An 18,030-nucleotide genomic window follows, 5' to 3' on the forward strand; every position below is an offset into this window, starting at 1 on the left:
GCTTAGCCGGGATTGTCCAGATGCGGCGCGATCATCTCGTGCAGGGCGCGTTCGATGGTGGGATTGCCCGCCACGACGCGCCCGCCGATCGGCCACGGGTCCAGCTTGTGCATGTCCGAACACGCACCGCCCGCTTCGCGCAGGATCAGCGTGCCGGCCGCCACGTCCCAGGGCGCCAGGCCCATTTCCCAATAGCCGTCGTAACGTCCGCAGGCCGTCCACGCCAGATCCAGCGCGGCCGCGCCCATGCGGCGCACGCCGCGCGCGCGCTTGATGGCGTCGTTCAGCATGGGCATGTATTGGCCGGCGAAAGAAAAATCGCGGAACGGAAAGCCCGTTGCCAGCACGGCGTCTTCGATCGTCTGCGTGCGCGAGCATTTGATGCGGCGGCCGTTCAGCCAGGCGCCGATGCCATACACCGCGGTGAACAGCTCTTCGCGGTTGGGGTCGTACACCACGCCGATCACCGGCGTGTCTTCCGTCAGCGTTTCGGTAGCCGACACCGCGGTGCCCGCGTGAGCGATCAACGCGATAGACACGGCGTAGTGCGGAATGTCGTGCAGGAAATTAGTGGTGCCGTCCAACGGGTCGATATACCAGGTGGCGACGCCCTTGGGCTTACCCCCGGTCTCTTCGGCCACGATGCCGAACTTGGGCGTGCGGGCCTGCAGCTCCTGGATAATGACGGCCTCGGCTTCACGGTCCGCTTGGGACACGAGGTCGTTGCGCGCCTTGCGGTCGATCACGAGATCGGCGCGGTGATGCGCGTAGGATTGCAGAATGGCTGCACCGCCATGGGCCGCAGTGACGGCCGCATCGATTGCGGCGCACAGGTCTATGGGCGAAGCCTGCGAACGGGGCTGATCATAGGTATCCATGCAAACCAGTGTAAGCCCATGTATGCGTCAAATTTGAGGCAAAGGCCTGAAACCCGGGCGCCGCGTGGTGTCCATCCAACGTCTGCCGGGCAGACGCTCAATAATTCGCTTCTGTCTCAACCTTCAGGATTCCATGTCCGCGCCCTATGTTCCCTTGACGCCCGCAGAGGTCGGTTTCGACGCCGACGGCAAGCTGTACAGCCCCTTGTATGGCGACGTCTATCACTCGCCTGGGGGCGCGGCGGGGCAGGCGGAACATGTGTTCCTGCATGGCAACGGTCTGCCCGGCCGCTGGCGGGGCCGCAAGCGGTTCACCGTCTGCGAAACGGGCTTTGGCCTGGGCCTGAACTTCCTGGCCTTGTGGAAGGCGTGGCGCGACGACCCGCAACGGCCCGCCGCGCTGCACGTGGTGTCGATGGAAGCGCATCCCTTCACGCAAGGGGATCTGTCCGCTTTGCTGGCGCGCCACGCAGGGGCGACGCCGTTGGCGGAATTGGGACAGCGTCTTGCCGCGCAATGGCCCGCGCTATTGCCGGGGGTGCATCGCCTGGAATTTGAAAACGGCGCCGTGACGTTGACGCTGGGTTTCGGCGACGCGCAGGTGCTGGCCCCGCGTTTAAGCGCACAAGTCGACGCCTTTTTCCTGGATGGTTTCGCCCCTGATCGCAATCCCCGCATGTGGGCGCCGCAATTGTTGCGGGATCTGGCCGCGCTGGCTGCGCCCGGTGCGACGGTGGCCACCTGGGCCTGCACCGGCGAGTTGCGGCAGGCGTTGCAGGAAGCAGGTTTCGATGTGCGGCGCGAAGCCGGTTATGGCGGCAAATGGCATATGACGGTGGGCACGGCGGTAGGCACGGCGGTAGGCCCAGTCCGGGCCGAAGCGGGCGTGCCCGGCGTTTCCGGCATGGATGCCGCGCATGCCGTGGTGGTGGGCGCGGGGCTGGCGGGCGCCGGCATTGCGCAGGCGCTGGCGGGCCGAGGCTGGCGCGTCACGGTGCTGGACGCGGGCCGGGCGTTGGGCGCGCCTGCGCATGCGGGCCATCTGGCGGCGGCGCTGACGCCAGTAGTGGCGCGCGACGACAATGCCCGGGCACGCCTGTCGCGCGCGGGCAGCCAGCGCGCGCTGGCTCGCTGGCAAGGCTTGGCAGGCGACGCGGCGCCTCGGGTGTGCGGCACGGTCCAGGTCGAACGCGATGCGGGCAAGTCCGCTGCGCTGGCCAGCACCCTGGAAACCCTGGCGTTCCCCTCCAGTTGGGTGCGCCAGGTGGATCGCGACGAGGCCAGCGCCTTGGCCGGCCTGCCGCTGGCGCGCGGCGGCGTGTTTTTTTCCCAAGGCATGCTGGTGCAGCCCAACCGCCTGATCGATGCGCTGCTGGCGACCGCCGGCGTGACTTTGCTGCCGGGCAAGGCCGCGCGCGTCGAGCCGGCCGCGCAGGGGTGGCGTGTCGTGGATGGGCAGGGCATCGAACTGACGCAGGCCCAGGTAGTGATCCTGGCCAATGCGGCCGGCGCGCGCGCCGTGCTTGCCGACAGCGGCCTGCTGGATCCTCTGCCTCGGGTCGCGCAGATGCATGCGCTGACGGGCGAGGTGACGCTGGTGCCCGCGATGGCGCTGTCGGGCGGCCCCCGGTGCATCGTCGGCGGGGAAGGATATCTGCTGCCCGACGTGGGGGCGGGCTGCGTGGTGGGCAGCACCTACGTCCACGATGCCGCCGAGGCGCGTGTCAGCGCCGATGGGCAGCGCGTCACGCTGGCCAAGGCGGCGGGACTACTAAGCGGTCACTTCCCGGACTTCGATGCGCTGGTGCCGGGCAGCCTGCCGGGTTGGGCCGGTTGGCGCGCCGTCCTGCCGGGGCGCTTGCCGGCAGTGGGGGAATTGCCGCATGCTCGAGGTCTGTGGTTGGCCGTCGGTTACGCCTCGCGGGGGCTGTCCTGGTCGGCGCTGATGGGCGACCTGATCGCCGCCCGCCTGGCCGGCGAGCCTTCGCCGCTGGAAACCGATCTGGCCCAACTTATTTCACCAAGGTGAAAAAAAGTCAGGCCGGTGAGGGGGCTTGGGGTCAGGTGGCGTAGAATTGCAGTAATTGCCAGGATTTGGCGCCAAATAGGCCGCGTTGGGCCCGAAATTGGCGTTTCGGCGGCTCGTGGGCATCAAGACCAATGGGCGCTGGCCGAGGGCTTTATGCCCCTTTTTTGGATGAGATCGCCTTCCAAAAGAGGGACCGAGTTTATTTCAAAGCTCAAATCCGTCAAAATAGCGTCTTTTGATGGTTTTTGGCTTAAGCCGGGGGATGCTCTGTGCCGCCCAAGTTCGACTTTGCCCATACTACCCAGCTCGATAATATTGAGCTGCTGACGTCCCGCCCCAGTCGTTTCGATTTCGATGCGGGCGATGGGTTGCACCTGGTAGTCGAGGCGCATGCGCCTGGTGTTTTTCGCCTGCGCTGCGGCGAGGCGAACCACCTGAATGAAGATAAGCCCAGCGCGCGTGCGCGCGCCGTGGCGGAGATGCTGCTCGCGCGCCAAGAGGCCGTGGGCGAAGCCGCCATTGCCCCTCGCGAAGGCGGGGATGGCTGGCGCATTACCCAGGGCGACGTTGCCCTGGAACTCCAATCCAACCCCGTCCGCGTGGCGCTCTACCGCAACGATGAACGGGTGTTCGAGTCCGAGGTTTCCGCGCATACGCCCGCATTCGGGCACAACGCGCTGGACCAGGACGATGACGCGGTCTGGTCGGCGGGATTCACCCTGCAGGCCGACGATCGCGTCTTCGGCCTGGGCGAAACCCCGGGAGACCTGAACCGCCGCGAAGAATCGGTCGTTTCCGATGACCCCGAGCATCGCGCCCTGCCGTTGGCCTGGAGTCCGCGCGGCTGGGGCGTCTACGTCAACACGATGCGCCGCGTCGAACACGCCGTAGGCGTCGCGCCTGCGGATTCCGCCTACGTGCTGACCGTGGACGACGCCGTGCTGGACTTGTTCCTGTTCGCCGGCGAGCCTGCGGAAATACTGAACCAGTACACCGCGCTGACCGGCCGCGCCGGACAGCCCGTGCTGTGGGCGATGGGCGCCTGGCTGCAGCAGGCTACGGGCGAAATGCCGACGCAGACGGTGGCATTGGTTGCCCGCATGCGTGAAAACCAGATCCCGGTCGACGCCGTGACCTTGGCGCAGCCGGCGGCTTGGGGCTTTCAGTCCGACAAGGCTGTCTTCGAATGGGACGGCCAGCGTTTCCCGGACGCCAAGCAGATGCTGGCGCTCTTCCACAAGCACAATGTGCACGTTTCCGCCTCCGGTTTCCCCGGCGTGCTGAAGTCCAGCCCGTTGTTCGAAGAATTGGAAGATCGGGGCTGGCTGCTGACCAAGGACGACGGATCGGCCCAGGTATTCGACGGCAACGCCGCCACGTCGGGGCAACCGTACGGCCTGCTGGACCTGACCTATCGCGACATCTACAACCAGTGGGTCGAGCGCCATCGCCTATTGATCGAAGACGGTTTGGACGCGCCCGCGTGCAATGCCCAGATCGCCATTCCCGACGGCGTGAATGCCCGCAACGGCGAAACTGGCCCGGCGCTGCGCAGCATGTATCCGCTGCTGGTGCGCCGCGCGCTCTTTGACGCCGTTGCCGGCCTGAAGGTGCCGCCGGAAGGCGTGGTGCCCAGCACCGATCTGTTCCCCGCCGCGCAGCGCCTGCCGTGGCAGGTGGGGCCCCAGGTGGAAAACACCTGGGATGGCCTGCGCCATACCCTGCGCACCGCTTTGTCCATCGGCGCCAGCGGCGTGCCCGTGCAGGTACACGGCATCGGCTCGGCCTCGCGCGACCGCTCGGGCATGACCTCCGAGCTATATCTGCGCTGGCTGACCATCGGGGTGTTCTCGGCGAACTTCTCGTTCCAGGGCGTTGAAGGCCTGATGCCTTGGGACTTCGGCGAAGAAACACTGGCCCAGGCCAAGACCTGGATGCAGTGGCGTTACCGCCTGGTGCCTTACGTGCTGGGCGCCATCGAAGACTCGGCCCGCACCGGTTTGCCGGTGCAGCGTTCCATGGCCCTGTCGTTCCCGAACGACCCGCACGCGCACCAATGGGACTTGCAATACCTGTTGGGCCCGGCCCTGCTGGTGGCCCCCGTGACGGAACCCGGCAAGCAGGTGCGCGTGTACCTGCCCAAGGGCGAGGCGTGGTGGGACCTGAACACGGGGCACCGCTACGAAGGCGGCACCACCTGGACGATGGACTGCGAACTGGGCCAGTTCCCGGTTTTTGGCCGCGAAGGGCACATGCTCTGTCTGGGACCTGCCGCGCAGCATACGGGCGAGTTCAACTCGGCCCGCATCCTGGACGAGGTGTGGATGTTCGGCATGCCGGTGCATAACCCGGTCGTCATGCGCAACAAGATCCGCGTGATGCAGATGCAGGGCTCCAGCTATATCAAGGGGCTGGAAGGGCTGCGCATTTCGCCGTCCGAAGGCCTTGAGGTCAAGCGCCGGGGCGCGGAAGTTCGCATTTCCCGCGCACGTTGACGGTAGCGTGGCCGGCTGACCGGTCACCGCGACAAAAGGGCAGTCAGGAAGGCTTTCCTTCCTGACTGCCCTTTACGCCTTTTTCCCCGGCACCGATTGCAGCATGTCGAGATAGGCCCTGCCGGCCCGCCTTGCGGTAGCCACAGTGTTCTATATTACTTTTAGTTATAGAAAATGGAAAAAACGGTCGTTCTCTTCAGAAGAGAAAAGATACAAAATCGCTTGCCATGATTCACATCGAGAACCTATCCAAGACCTATGCCACGCCGCATGGAGAATTCCAGGCGCTGCGAGGCATCAACCTGCATATCGCGCAGGGCGAGGTCTTCGGCATCATCGGCCCCAGCGGGGCCGGTAAAAGCACGCTGGTCCAGTGCATCAACCTGCTGGAACGCCCCAACGAGGGCACGATCACCATCGGGGGGCAACCGCTCACCGGACTGAACGAAGCGCAGCTGCGCGGCCAGCGCCGCCGCATCGGCATGGTGTTCCAGGGCTTCAACCTGCTGTCGCGCCGCACCGTCTACGGCAACGTGGCGCTGCCGCTGGAGATCGCAGGCGTGGCCAAGGCCGAGATCCCGGCCCGCGTCGAACGTCTGCTGGCGCTGGTGGGTCTGGAGCATCTGCGCGACCGCTATCCCAGCCAGATCAGCGGCGGCCAGAAGCAGCGCGTAGGCATTGCACGCGCGCTGGCCAACAACCCCGACGTGCTGCTCAGCGATGAAGCCACGTCCGCGCTGGACCCGGAAACCACGCACAACATCCTGGCGTTGCTGCGCGACATCAATCGCAAGACCGGCGTGACCGTCGTGATGATCACGCACCAGATGGAAGTCGTGCGCGAAGTCTGCGATCGCGTTGCCGTGCTGTCGCAAGGCGAAGTGGTGGAAGTGGGCAGCACGCGCGAAGTGTTCGCGCAGCCGCGCCACGACGTCACGCGCGGCATGGTGTCGGCCGCTACCGCGTCCGACCTGACCGATGCCACGCTGGCCGCCGTCAAGGAACGTATTGCCGCACTGGCCGCCGCCAAGCCGGGCCAGGCCGTGCGCCTGCTGCGCCTGTCCTTGACGGGCACGGACGCGTCGGGATCGTTCCTGTCCGACCTGTCCAAGCAGTATTCGCTGGACGTGGGGCTGGTGCAGGCCCGCGTCGAAGACATCCAGGGCGTGGCCGTGGGCACGATGTTCGTGCTGGCCCAAGGCGCGCCCGCCGCGGTCAAGGACGCGATCGCCGCGTTGACCGCCCGTGACATCACCGTTGAAGAAATAGCTCATGAGTCCGCAACTGATCGATCTGCTTATTACGTCGCTGCTTGACACCCTGTTGATGGTGGGCGTGGCCAGCGCCATCGCGGTGGTGATCGGCATTCCGCTGGGCGTGACGCTGACGGTGACCGCGCGCGGCAACATGCTGGAGAACCAGCCCGTCAACCACGTGCTGGGCGCCGTCATCAACGCTACCCGCTCGGTGCCGTTCGTGATCCTGATGGTTGCCATCATCCCGTTCACGCGTTTGGTCGCGCAGACCTCCATCGGCACCGCGGCCGCCATCGTGCCGCTGTCGGTGGCTGCGATTCCCTTCATGGCCCGCATCGCGGAAAACGCCATGCGTGAAGTCGACCCGGGTCTGATCACCGCGGCGCGCGCCATGGGCGCGTCCCCGATGCAGATCATCCGGAAGGTGCTGCTGCCCGAGGCCTTGCCGGGCCTGATCGCCGCCACCATCGTCACGGTGGTCAGCCTGATTGGCTATTCGGCGATGGCCGGCGCCATCGGCGGCGGCGGCCTGGGCGACCTGGCCATCCGCTACGGGTATCAACGTTTCCAATCGGACGTCATGGCCGCGGTCGTGATCGTGCTGATCGTCCTGGTCCAGGCCATCCAAAGCCTTGGCGACCGTTTCGTGCGCCGCTTGTCGCATCGCTGAACGCAACGGCGCCGAACCATTCTTTTCTCTACATCCGTTATTCGGGATATCGCAACATGAGCATCAAGGTTTTGAAGTCGCTGGCCGCGTTCGCCCTGGGCGCCGCCGTTTTTGCCCAGCCCGCGCTGGCTCAGGACAAGCCGCTGAAGGTGGGCGTCACCGCCGGCCCGCACGCCCAGATCTTTGATGTGGTGAAGGCCGAAGCCGCCAAGCAGGGCCTGAACATCCAGATCATCGAATTCACCGACTACGTGCAACCCAACGTGGCGTTGGCGTCGGGCGACCTGGACGTCAACAGCTATCAGCACCAGCCCTACCTGGACAACGCCAACGCCGACCGCGGCTACAAGCTGGCCAGCATCGCCAAGACCGTGATTTTCCCGATCGGCATCTACAGCAAGAAGATCAAGTCCCTGGCTGAACTGAAGGACGGTGCGCGTATCGCGCTGCCGAACGATCCGACCAACGGCGGTCGCGCCCTGCTGCTGCTGCAAGCCAATGGCTTGATCAAGCTGCGTCCGGAAGCTGGCCTGAAGGCAACCCCGATCGATGTGGTCGAGAACAAGAAGAAGCTGCGCTTCATCGAACTCGACGCTGCCCAGTTGCCGCGTTCGCTGGACGATACCGATGCGTCGGCGATCAACACCAACTTTGCGCTGGAAGCCGGCCTGAATCCGACCAAGGACGCGATTGCGCAGGAATCGCCGGATTCCCCATACGCGAACGTGCTGGTCGTGCGTGAAAAGGACAAGGATCGCGCCGATTTCGCCAAGCTGGTCAGCATCTACCACAGCCCGGCTGTGAAGCAGTTCATCGAGACCAAGTACAAGGGTGCCGTGGTGGCTGCCTGGTAATTCCAGGATCCTCCGCACCCGGTAACGGCCGCCACGCGCGGCCGTTTTTCATGGGCGGCCGGCAGCAATGCCGGAAGGGCGCCAGCCGGGAAGTTAAGGGGATTTGCGTCAAACTTTTTGACAAGCTTAAAAAAATCCGCCATAATTTCTGGCTTCGGTCGGGCTGATAGCTCAGTCGGTAGAGCAGCGGACTTTTAATCCGTTGGTCGCGAGTTCGAGTCTCGCTCAGCCCACCACCAAACACCCGCAGTATCAAGAACTTACGCCGCTATCACTAGCGGCGTTTTTTCTTTCTGGCGGCGTTTTTTCTTTCTGTTCCGACTTTGACCAAAATTCGACCGTGTTCGAATGGTGGGCCAAGTGCGACGGGGCCAAATGGGCATAGCGTTGAACCATGTCCAGTGTCTCCCAACCCCCAGATCCTTTAGGACCATGAGTGGTGTTCCGGCCTGTACATGCCAACTGGCCCATGTATGGCGAAGGTCGGCCGCCCAACGGGCGGCCTTTTTTCTGAACTTCAGACAAGAAAATGGGCATCAAGCGGGGCTAGGACGGGGAAACAAAAGATGCCCTGCTGCCGAAGCTGGAACACTACGGCTGTCGCAGCCGGTAGCTCTGACGAGGATCCTCCGGCGAGGAACATCGGTTTTTATTATCACTCTGTGACGTTGATTTCGATGCGGGGCGGCCATACCCACCGGCTGCGCCGGCGGGGCCGTCCTGCGGACTTCGTGAGCGTCCCCCGGACGCTAACAGGTGCCCTTAAGGCCCCCCGCATCGACCGATGGCGGCGCACAACGATCAGTTGTTGAGTACGCCGGCAGGAAACGTCGGTGTGTACGGTGTTGTACGCCCCGCTGGGCATGTGGCTTACGAAAGCCCGGAAGCTCGCATCGAATTCAACCGCATATTTTTCATGCAAAGGCCCGCCATTTCTTGGTGGCCAAGCCGTCAGGCGTGGTCTGGCGCATTCGGAAATTTCCACAGATTCTTGAGGAATGTTCCCTCCCTCCGCGAACTTCCGAAAATCGATAATTTGTTTGCAGGCTTAGGGCTTCAAACAGAGAACTTCAAAAACGCTCTGCTACGTAACGACCCTGGCATTGCACCTAGTCGTTAAACGAGTTATCGCCACATCGCGTGGGAATTTGAGGAGTTAATAATGAAAAACGTACTGAGCGTAGCCCTTGTTGCCGCGGCCCTTATTTCGTCGTCCGCCTATGCAAGCGACGGCCAGATCACGATTAATGGTCAAGTCATTGATAACACCTGCGTCATCAATGGCGGAGCTTACGACAAGGTCGTTACCCTGCCTACGGTATCCACCTTGTCGTTGGGGACGGTGGGTATGACGGCCGGCGATACGGCCTTCACCATTCCGCTGACCTCGTGCTCCGCGTCGTCCGCTGTCGCGCTGATGCACTTCGAGGCTGGCGCGACGGTTAGTCAGACGTCGGGCAACTTGGTGAATCAGGCGGGAGTGGGGGCGTCGAACGTCGAAGTCCAACTGTTGGATGGCAATACGTTCAATGCGTTGAACCTGGCTGGCGGCGTGGGCGCGCAAAACTTGCAGCCGGTTGCTATCGTCGCGGGGGGCGCTGATATTAATCTGGTTGCACGTTACAAGGCACAGACTGGTCCCGCTGTCGCAGGCCCGGTATCGACCTACGTCACGTTCTCGATTGGCTATAACTGACGCGTCGTGCATGTTGCTCTGTGGAACGCCGCATAGTGGGAACTTGTAGCGTTCCATGCGGGATACTGCTAGCCTGAAAGCCGGCAATCCGCGATGTTTTGCCGGCTGTAGATCTAGTGGTGGTGAAATTCCTTAAAAGAGGTGTAGCCATGACGGGGATCAAGTTTATTAAGCTGGGTGCCTTTTTGCTGGCTTTGGCAATGACTTGCTTATTGCCCACACTGGCCTCCGCCAATGTGGTGATTATCGGTACCAGGGTGATTTACCCAGCCCAGGACAAAGAAGTCACCATCCAGCTGCAGAATGAAAGCGGCGTGCCGTCATTGGTACAGGCCTGGATCAGTGAAAAGAGCCTTTCGGCAGGGCCCGACGGAGAAAACGTGCCGTTTGCTCTGACGCCGCCCATGGCGCGCATCAGTCCGTCACGCGGGCAGGCGCTGCGACTGTCGTTCACGGGTGCAAATCTGCCACAAGATAGGGAATCGCTTTTTTGGTTCAACTTGCTTGATGTGCCAGGCGTGGCTCCCAGTAAGGAAGCGAAGAACCAGCTTCAGCTTGCGTTTCGATCTCAGTTGAAGCTCTTCTACCGCCCCGCGGGTCTTGGCGGGTCTCTGGATGAGGCGGTTCAAGGCCTGAAACTGATCGTGGAAGGCGGCAGGCTTACGGTGCGAAACGATAGCCCCTACCATATCAGTGTGGCACAAGCCTCCTTGAAGGATGGCGCGCGCGCGGTCCCGCTAAAGACGATGGACGGCACAATGATCGTACCGTTCGGGTCGCGCAGCATCGATGTGAAACCTGCCGAGGTTCGACAAGCCAAGGCACTGGAAATTGTCTGGGTGAACGATTACGGCGCTGCTCACAATATTGCCTTGCCGCTTCCGTCAACGCCCAAATAAGGCGGACTTTTCACCGATCCATTGGCTCGCATGCCTTGCGGTCCATCCCACAGGCGGCCGTCCGAGTACGGCGCGCGCCCTACTGAAAAGTCTGAAACCTCTATGCGATATATCCCCGGTCAAACGGGCTTCGCCAGGTGGCGCTTTGCGTGCAATCTTGGTGTGGCCGTCGGCATGTGCGCCATCGCAACGGTACACGCAAGCCCCGGCCCGGTTGCGTCGGACGACGCAATTGCCGTGCAGGCGTCCTCTTCTTCTCGATTGCCGCTTCGTAACGACGAAGATGACGCACCTTCCGCCGATGTTGCGAATCCTGATAAGCCGGCGAAAGATGAGACCAATGACGCTCACATTGATGCCGATGAACCGCAGACCGTTCAATTCAATCCTGCCTTCTTTCAGCGCGGCCAGGATGGGAAACCCATAGACGTTACGCGGTTCCATAGTGGGAACCCGGTCGTGCCGGGGAAATACTCGGTGGAAGTGCGCTTGAATCAAACCATCATCAGCCGGCAGGCGCTGATGATCAGTGTCAATCCCGCCAAGCCGACGATGCCAATTGTCTGCGTCACGTCGGCGCAGCTTATGGGCTGGGGTATTGATATAGACAGTTTTGACGCTGCACAGCGCGTGCAGCAGCAGCTAAGCGCGCCCGAAGAGTGTGTAAGTTTGGCAACGATTCTGCCTGAAACGGCCAAGGCTCGTGTCGACATGGGCGGCCCCTGGCTGGACCTGGAAATACCGCAACAGTATCTAAAAAAACTACCCCGAGGGTATGTCGACCCGGCAAGCTGGGAGCGCGGGATCAATGCAGGTATTTGGCGATACGCGGCCAACTTCAACCGTCAGGACGGTACGTTGGGAAGCAGCAATCAGCTGTATCTCAATAATGGGATGAGCCTGAATGTGGCGGGTTGGCGTTTGCAGCACAACGGGATATATCAAAATTACTCGATTCAGGGCGAGTCGAACTCCCACTACGAAGCGATCAATACGTATGCCCAGAGAGGGCTTGCGTCGATGAGTTCCCAAGTGACCCTGGGGCAATACTTCACGTCCGGTGACGTGTTCGATAGCTTTAACTACACCGGGGTTCAACTCTCCACCGATGACAGGATGTGGCCGGACTCGTTGCGGGGGTACGCGCCTACGATACGCGGGGTTGCGGAAACCAACGCGCGTGTGTCGGTCGTTCAGAATGGCGTCACGGTTTATCAAACGACAGTGCCGCCAGGCGCGTTTGAAATCAATGATCTCTATGCTACCGGTTATGCAGGCGATCTTACTGTTGCGGTGACGGAGAGCGACGGCCGCGTGCGAAGCTTCGTGGTGCCGTATTCATCGGTGCAAAGGCAGCTACGAGCGGGAATGAACCGGTATAACGTAACCGCCGGGCGCTACAAGAGCCAACCGGGTTCGTCCACTGATGAGCCGTCGTTCGGCATGGTCGCCTATCAACGAGGGCTCTCGGACACTTGGACCCTTTATGGCGGCGCGCTGGGGGCAGAAGACTACGCGGCTCTGCAACTGGGCGCCGCCGTGCGCACGCCATTGGGCAGTGTTTCCTTGGATGTGACCAGATCGAAAGCAAACAACCTGCCTTCGGCCGTGGGGTTTACGTCCGATTCGATGCAAGGCACCCAATATCGCGTGTCGTACAACCGCACCATTGAGGCAACGGGCACGTCGGTGAACGCGACGGTATCGCATGCAACGCGGGCAGGGTATTTGCGCTTCGAGGATGCCATTCAGGCGCGAGCAGCCCAAACGAACCAGATCGGGGATTACTACTACGCCGGAAGCCCGATGCGTAATCAAATTCAAGTCAACTTGTCGCAGCCCGTTGGCGACCGGGATCAGATGTATCTGACCGGTGCATCCACGTCGTATTGGGAGAATGGCGTCAGTTCGCAGACCACGTATCAGGCGGGGTACTCACATGCATTCAATTGGGGAAGCGTAAGCGTTTCGCTGGGACGTTCCCGCAGCGGCACTGGGGATATGGAGACGACGGGAACGGTATGGTTGACGGTTCCGCTGGGTAGAGGTGTCAACAGCCCCCAGTTGCGGACGTCGTATGCCAGGTCTGGCGACCGTAGTACCGCGACGGCCAGTATTCTTGGGACGGCCGGCGACCGACGGCAGGCGACATATAACGCCTACGCAAGCATGGACGAGCAAGACGGCGCGCGTAGCAACATTATCGGCGTGAGCGGCCAATATTCCGCTAGCGTGGCCGATTACGGCGTTGCGTATTCCTCGGGTGCCGGCAGCCGGCAACTGAATCTGACGACATCCGGCGCCGTTGTGGCTCACTCGGGCGGCTTGGCCTTCGGCCCCAATCATGGCGAAACGCTTGCCTTGATTCACGCAGAGGGCGCGCAAGGCGCTGCCGTAACGACGAACATTGGCACAACAGTGGGCGCCAGTGGATATGCGTTGGTCTCCGGTCTTCGGCCTTTCAAGCAAAACCAGATAGTGCTCGACCCGAAAGGCACGCCGACCGATGTCGAACTGCTGGATTCCATGCAGCAAGTGGCACCCTATGCGGGGTCGGTTGTGTTGCTTACCTATGCGACCCGACGGGGCGAACCGCTGCTTATCGAGCTGCGTAAGCCAGACGGCAAACACGTACCCATGGGGGCCGATGTCGTCGACGTCAACGATGTGAGCATCGGGATGGTTGGGCAGGGTGGACGGGCTTTCATTCGTACTGAAATCCGCACCGCGCGCATCACCGTTCGATGGGGGCAAGGTAGCGCGGAAAAATGCGACGCGCACTATGACCTTTCCGCCGTAAGTTCCGACAAAAGCAGCAACGCCATCCAGAAAGTCGAAGCTGTATGTCAACCCGTTTCTCCGTAAATGGCGCCTTGCGCTGGGGTTAGAAATGAACCACAAGAATTGCTCCTGGACTAAATTCCTGCTGTGGATCTTTGTCGTCTCTGCATGGGGCGGACTGACCGGTTCGGTCTATGCCGCCTGCGTCGTTCAAGGCGCTGCGGCGAATGCGACTGTCAATTTCGGCAATTTCCCCAACCCAAACCAAAGCTCGGCGACCGGTGAAGACGTCGGGGCGCCTGTTACGCTCAATTTCGTGGTCGCATGCCATCGGACAAGCGCGGGCCAGGCGAAATCGTTGCTGCATTTTGCTTCTGGAGCGGCTGCGGGCCGGCGCGCGGGCAGCTTCGCCACGGGCATCGACGGCCTGGATATGGACGTGACCCTTAACGTCGGACCGGTGCAGACGACGACCCAGGTTCGCTCACTGGATTATGTCTTGGACTATTCCAACGGAGACGACGTCAGCGTCAATGTCAGCTATACCTTTCAATTAAAGAAGAGCTTGGCCAAAGTCGCCGTCGGTATTCCGCTTTTAGTCTCGAATTTCGCCGAGGCCACGTATCAGGATGAAGGCACCGGAGGCAGTGCCGTGACGCTACTGACCGTGAACGTAAGGGGTAATCCGGTTCAAGCCGTCGGCTGTTCGGTGGCACCGGGCAGCAATCAAGTAACGGTCCAACTGCCCTCGATCAGTACCTTGTCTTTGTCGGGCACGGGCGCGACAGCGGGGCGCACGTCGTTCTCTCTGTTGTTGCAATGCGGCGATGCGCGTACCGATGTTTACATTGCGCTGACTGATGCCAATCAGCCTGCAAACACGTCTTCGGTTTTGACGCTGGACGCCTCGTCGTCAGCATTAAACGTTGGCGTCAATCTGTTGCGCGCAGATGGAGGGCGGGTAAAGTTGGGGCCGGAAACCGCCGGGCTCGGCTCCGCCAGTCAGTGGTTTGCGGGGTCTATGACTGGCGCGGGGGCGATCGAGTTAAGCGCGGAATACGTGGCCACCGGTCAACCCGTGGTAGCGGGAACGGTACGAGCATCAGCATTGTTCAACCTTATGTATCAGTAGCGTGCGTGGACGCGCCTGCCGTGCTGCAATCGAAAGTTCGATGGTCAGCGGATGGCGTGATAGCGCATTGAGCACAGGCCGTAGGCTGAGAGTCTCAGCTTGCGTAGCGCGCCAACCCAAAAAAAGCCCCCCCGCAGTCCAACTGCGGAGGGGCTTTCCCTTTGCCTGCAAGCGTCCTGGCCTAGAACCGCACGGCCAACTTGAGCAGACCCGATTGCTGACGGTTGCCGCCACCGAACTGCGCGTCGTAGGCGATGCCTGCCGTCGTGTTGCGCGTGATGGCCACTTCGGCGCCCAGGCCCAGCACCGCGGCGTCGCGCGCGATCGGCACGCCCGTCACCGAGAACGTGCTGCCGCCGCTGAACGCCAGGTCCTGTCTGGGCTTCACATCCCCCATCGCGTGGCGCCAGCCTAGCGTAGCGGTCAAGCGTCCCGGCGCCTGGTCGGAACCGAATTGCCATGCGCCGCGCAAGCCCAGCGTGGTGCTGGTGACGTCGTCGGTATTCCCCGATCCGTGCAGGGCCGCCGAGCCGCCCGATTCCTGGAAGTCGCGCGTGCGCACTTGGTTCCAGGCCAGGCCCGCGTAGGGCTCGATGGTGTAGGCATCGCCCACCGGCAGGTTGTAGCCCAGTTCGGTGAACACTTGCGTCGAAGAGGCGTGATAGGACGACTCTAGCCGCTGGTTCAGGCTTCCGGCGGCCACATCACGTTTCGTGTCGATGTCATGCCAGGTGTAGGCCGCACCAGCCATGAAGCGGAGATGGCCGGGGCCGGCGGGGAAGTTCCGTCCGCCGAACAACGTCGCGGTATAGCTGTCGACATTGGTGCGCGAGGACGCATCGGCAATGGAATTGTGGCTGCCGATGTAGCCCAGCGCGCCGCCCAACCTCCAGCCGCCGCCGACGGCGCCGTCACCGCCAACGAACAGCCCGCCGGCGGATTGGCTGACGCTTGATGCGTTGCCGTCGCCGCCGAACGTGCTCCAGTTGCCGAACGCCTGCGCCCAGACCGGCGAGGCGCCGCTTTGCGGCAGCGCGTTGGATGACGCGGCACCCAGTTGCGCCGTCGGGCGTCCGGCCAGCAGCGGCGCGTCGAGGTTGCCGCGCAGGTGGGACAGTGGCATGGTGCGCACCGTATCGCCCTGGCTTTGCAGCACACTGGCGGTGCTTGCGTAGGCTTCGCCCGAGAGCACCTTCAAGGCCGAGCGCGCTTGGTCCGGCGTCATGGAAAGGACGGCCGTCGCCACCTGGCCCGCGCCCGTGTTCTTGGGCGCAGCGTTGCCGCTTTCGACCACCGGCGATTCAGTTCCGGCGGTCGGCGTACCGTTGGCGTTCGGGGACGTTGTCGCGCCTGTCGACGTTGCGTCGCCCGTCGTGGACGATCCGCTGCCGGTCGATGAGGAGCCATTGCCTGCCGTGGACGATTCGCTGCCCGTCGACGATGACCCGTTACCGGTCGCCGGCGATCCATTGCCTGTCGACGGCGATCCGTTGCCAGCTGCCGGAGGCTGCTCCTGATCCAGTGCGCCGCCCACGCTGCTTTCATTGTCGGTGCCGCCGACACTGCCAATCGGCACGTCGTTGCGCGTCAGCGTCATGAACGCATTTTTTGTGTCGTAACTGAGCGTGGGGGTCAAAAACGCATACGCGCTTGACGCGCCGGTGAACTTGCCTTGTATGCCGCCGTCGGCGGTCAGGATGTTGTAGGTCGTGCGCGGCGCATAGTTGCCATCGGGGCCCACATGCGCCACGGTGCCATCCAGGTAGGCGACGCCCGTGACGTGGATGCGGTCGCTTGCGCTGCTGGCCGGATTGGCGTGCACGCGATAGATGGTGTTTTCACCGAAGGTGAGGTTGCCGTTGATGGTCAACGTGCCGATGGGCGAACCGTCATTGCCCGGAGACACGACAGCGGTCGGGTACAGGGTGGTGCTGCCCAACTGGCCTACGCCCGCCAGCACGACTTCGCGGCCGATATCGACCGGGCCGTTCAACTTGCCGTCGATCTCCAAGGCGCCGTCGGCGATCAGGATGGGGCCGGTCAGGCCGCTGCTGTCGGCGGTCAGGATCACGGATCCCGGGCCAGTTTTGACGAAGCCTTGGGTGCCCTGCAGAGGATTGTCGATGGTGTCGACGAATTGGCCGGAAGCATACGTCCCGTCGCCGACGACAATAGCCGGCGGGTTGCCACCGCTGCCGACCAGGGTGATGGGGGCGCCTTGCAGGCGATACCGATCGGTGGCGAACTGGATGCCCGACACGCGCACCGGACCGGCGCTGCCGTCCACGGTCACCGTGCCGGCCGCGCCGGTGAAAATGGCATAGCCGCCATCGGGCAGTGCCCCCGTGGCGTTGCTTGGGCTGTTCCAGTTAGTGCTGGCGGCGGTCCAGGTGCCGTTGCCGCCGCCCGAACGGGTTGCGGACGCCGCGCCGTTGCCGTTCCATAGATTGGTCGTGCTAGGACCCAGGATCAGGTTGATCTGCTTGTCGCCCGTCAGCGACTGGATGGTCGCCGCAGGCTGGGAGTCGCCGGTGACCGAACCCAACGACAGGCCGTTGCCGCTCAACGTGCCGCCGTAGGACAGGATCCGGTAGTAACCGGCGTTGGTTCCCAAGGTATTTACCGAGACGTTCAGCGTGGTGTTATTCAGTGCGGCGTTGCCGCCGACGGTGATGTTATCGCCGGTGCCCGGTTGGGTGATGGGCGAACCCGCATAGCCGGTCTCGAAGGTGAATTCGGCATTGTTCATCGACAAGTTGCCGTTGACGACAAGGTTGCCGTTGGACACGCCGGTCGGCGTCCCGACGGAATACCCCGGCGCGACGCGGGCATTGCCCGTCACGTTGAGATCGCCGTTGATCGATCCAAAGCCTGCGACAGTGCCGGCCGACGTCGCGTTGACGTTTCCGTCGATGGCAACGCCGGCTCCGCCACCGTTGCCGCCGATCACCAGCGTGCCGCCGTTAACGTCAATCCCGCCTGGGAAGCTGCCCGAGCCGTCGAACACTTGCGTATCGCCCGGCGCAACGGTCAAGTCCGCGGCCGTGACGCTACCGCAGTAGGTCGTACTGAGCGCTAGCGTCGCCGTCAGCCACTTATTCGTGCCATATCTCAAAACGTGGTTCCTTTATCTTTCGATTAATAGTTCGATGTCGAAACGTTGCTGACTTGCTGCAAAAGTAGCGCGGAGTAACAAGCTAATATGCGCGGGTGGAAATCAGCCGTCGAAAAAAAGGACGCAATGTAAACCAGTTTTTTTGCAATACCAAGTATTAATGCGGGGATACCATCCAAACTAATGACCCCCTTAAATTGGATACCATCCAGTAAGTTGTAGCCG

The 18,030-nt window shown here is 62.4% G+C and carries 12 protein-coding genes, 1 tRNA gene and 1 pseudogene; 10 read left to right on the plus strand and 4 right to left on the minus strand.

The annotated features are described in order from the left end of the window. Window positions 1–2: 2 nt before the first annotated feature. Entirely contained in the window at window positions 3–878 is an 876-nt protein-coding gene (locus ACI0FO_RS00205; RefSeq protein WP_416023236.1) for an inositol monophosphatase family protein, read from the minus strand. 133 nt (window positions 879–1,011) lie between these two features. Between ACI0FO_RS00205 and mnmC the strand changes: the two genes are divergently transcribed. Further along, complete coding sequence (gene mnmC / locus ACI0FO_RS00210; protein ID WP_416023237.1) at window positions 1,012–2,907, plus strand: FAD-dependent 5-carboxymethylaminomethyl-2-thiouridine(34) oxidoreductase MnmC; 1,896 nt, start codon at window positions 1,012–1,014, stop codon at window positions 2,905–2,907. Between the two features lie 122 nt (window positions 2,908–3,029). On the opposite strand, the gene ACI0FO_RS00215 is transcribed toward mnmC, so the two are convergent. Continuing rightward, the gene (locus ACI0FO_RS00215) at window positions 3,030–3,299 is read right to left on the minus strand and encodes a hypothetical protein (RefSeq protein WP_416024574.1); all 270 of its coding nucleotides are present in this window, start codon (window positions 3,297–3,299) and stop codon (window positions 3,030–3,032) included. On the opposite strand from ACI0FO_RS00215, the gene ACI0FO_RS00220 reads away from it, so the two are divergent. The 5 genes from ACI0FO_RS00220 (at window position 3,222) to ACI0FO_RS00240 (ending at window position 8,418) form a co-directional block, all read left to right on the plus strand. After that, complete coding sequence (locus ACI0FO_RS00220) at window positions 3,222–5,402, plus strand: glycoside hydrolase family 31 protein (protein ID WP_416024517.1); 2,181 nt, start codon at window positions 3,222–3,224, stop codon at window positions 5,400–5,402. The two genes, ACI0FO_RS00215 and ACI0FO_RS00220, sit on opposite strands and share 78 nt — an antisense overlap. A gap of 227 nt (window positions 5,403–5,629) precedes the next feature. Then, window positions 5,630–6,718: a methionine ABC transporter ATP-binding protein gene (locus ACI0FO_RS00225; RefSeq protein WP_416023239.1), complete on the plus strand. Its 1,089-nt coding sequence runs from the start codon at window positions 5,630–5,632 to the stop codon at window positions 6,716–6,718. Continuing rightward, window positions 6,675–7,328, plus strand: a complete 654-nt coding sequence (locus ACI0FO_RS00230) for a methionine ABC transporter permease (protein ID WP_416023240.1) — start codon at window positions 6,675–6,677, stop codon at window positions 7,326–7,328. The genes ACI0FO_RS00225 and ACI0FO_RS00230 overlap by 44 nt, the downstream gene beginning before the upstream one ends. Before the next feature lie 56 nt (window positions 7,329–7,384). After that, window positions 7,385–8,182, plus strand: coding sequence for a MetQ/NlpA family ABC transporter substrate-binding protein (locus ACI0FO_RS00235; protein WP_416023242.1), 798 nt, complete (start codon window positions 7,385–7,387; stop codon window positions 8,180–8,182). 160 nt (window positions 8,183–8,342) lie between these two features. Next, window positions 8,343–8,418, plus strand: a tRNA-Lys gene (locus ACI0FO_RS00240). 16 nt (window positions 8,419–8,434) lie between these two features. On the opposite strand, the pseudogene ACI0FO_RS00245 reads toward ACI0FO_RS00240, so the two are convergent. Continuing rightward, window positions 8,435–8,670 (minus strand): annotated as a pseudogene (locus tag ACI0FO_RS00245) (tyrosine-type recombinase/integrase); the annotation flags it as partial. Window positions 8,671–9,344: 674 nt separating this feature from the next. Between ACI0FO_RS00245 and ACI0FO_RS00250 the strand changes: the two are divergent. The 4 genes from ACI0FO_RS00250 to ACI0FO_RS00265 all read left to right on the plus strand — a co-directional run bounded on the left by ACI0FO_RS00250 (window position 9,345) and on the right by ACI0FO_RS00265 (window position 14,690). Continuing rightward, entirely contained in the window at window positions 9,345–9,878 is a 534-nt protein-coding gene (locus ACI0FO_RS00250) for a fimbrial protein (protein WP_416023243.1), read from the plus strand. Between the two features lie 149 nt (window positions 9,879–10,027). Further along, entirely contained in the window at window positions 10,028–10,777 is a 750-nt protein-coding gene (locus ACI0FO_RS00255; RefSeq protein WP_416023244.1) for a fimbrial biogenesis chaperone, read from the plus strand. A 102-nt stretch (window positions 10,778–10,879) separates the two neighbouring features. After that, window positions 10,880–13,642, plus strand: a complete 2,763-nt coding sequence (locus ACI0FO_RS00260; RefSeq protein ID WP_416023246.1) for a fimbria/pilus outer membrane usher protein — start codon at window positions 10,880–10,882, stop codon at window positions 13,640–13,642. Window positions 13,643–13,667: 25 nt separating this feature from the next. Beyond that, window positions 13,668–14,690, plus strand: coding sequence for a fimbrial protein (locus ACI0FO_RS00265; RefSeq protein WP_416023248.1), 1,023 nt, complete (start codon window positions 13,668–13,670; stop codon window positions 14,688–14,690). Window positions 14,691–14,871: 181 nt separating this feature from the next. Here ACI0FO_RS00265 and ACI0FO_RS00270 read toward each other — a convergent pair whose 3' ends face one another. After that, window positions 14,872–17,805 carry an autotransporter domain-containing protein gene (locus tag ACI0FO_RS00270; protein ID WP_416023249.1) on the minus strand — a complete coding sequence of 978 codons (2,934 nt, stop codon included), beginning with the start codon at window positions 17,803–17,805 and terminating at the stop codon, window positions 14,872–14,874. Window positions 17,806–18,030 lie beyond the last annotated feature (225 nt).

Source organism: Achromobacter marplatensis (assembly GCF_049060505.1).
Lineage (GTDB): Bacteria > Pseudomonadota > Gammaproteobacteria > Burkholderiales > Burkholderiaceae_B > Achromobacter > Achromobacter marplatensis_A.

What these genes read in the sequence shown, in the direction of transcription:
- ACI0FO_RS00205 (WP_416023236.1), bottom strand. Translation starts at nt 878, where the DNA reads ATGGATACCTATGATCAGCCCCGTTCGCAGGCTTCGCCCATAGACCTG.
- mnmC (WP_416023237.1), top strand. Translation starts at nt 1,012, where the DNA reads ATGTCCGCGCCCTATGTTCCCTTGACGCCCGCAGAGGTCGGTTTCGAC.
- ACI0FO_RS00215 (WP_416024574.1), bottom strand. Translation starts at nt 3,299, where the DNA reads ATGCGCCTCGACTACCAGGTGCAACCCATCGCCCGCATCGAAATCGAA.
- ACI0FO_RS00225 (WP_416023239.1), top strand. Translation starts at nt 5,630, where the DNA reads ATGATTCACATCGAGAACCTATCCAAGACCTATGCCACGCCGCATGGA.
- ACI0FO_RS00230 (WP_416023240.1), top strand. Translation starts at nt 6,675, where the DNA reads ATGAGTCCGCAACTGATCGATCTGCTTATTACGTCGCTGCTTGACACC.
- ACI0FO_RS00235 (WP_416023242.1), top strand. Translation starts at nt 7,385, where the DNA reads ATGAGCATCAAGGTTTTGAAGTCGCTGGCCGCGTTCGCCCTGGGCGCC.
- ACI0FO_RS00250 (WP_416023243.1), top strand. Translation starts at nt 9,345, where the DNA reads ATGAAAAACGTACTGAGCGTAGCCCTTGTTGCCGCGGCCCTTATTTCG.
- ACI0FO_RS00255 (WP_416023244.1), top strand. Translation starts at nt 10,028, where the DNA reads ATGACGGGGATCAAGTTTATTAAGCTGGGTGCCTTTTTGCTGGCTTTG.
- ACI0FO_RS00260 (WP_416023246.1), top strand. Translation starts at nt 10,880, where the DNA reads ATGCGATATATCCCCGGTCAAACGGGCTTCGCCAGGTGGCGCTTTGCG.
- ACI0FO_RS00265 (WP_416023248.1), top strand. Translation starts at nt 13,668, where the DNA reads ATGAACCACAAGAATTGCTCCTGGACTAAATTCCTGCTGTGGATCTTT.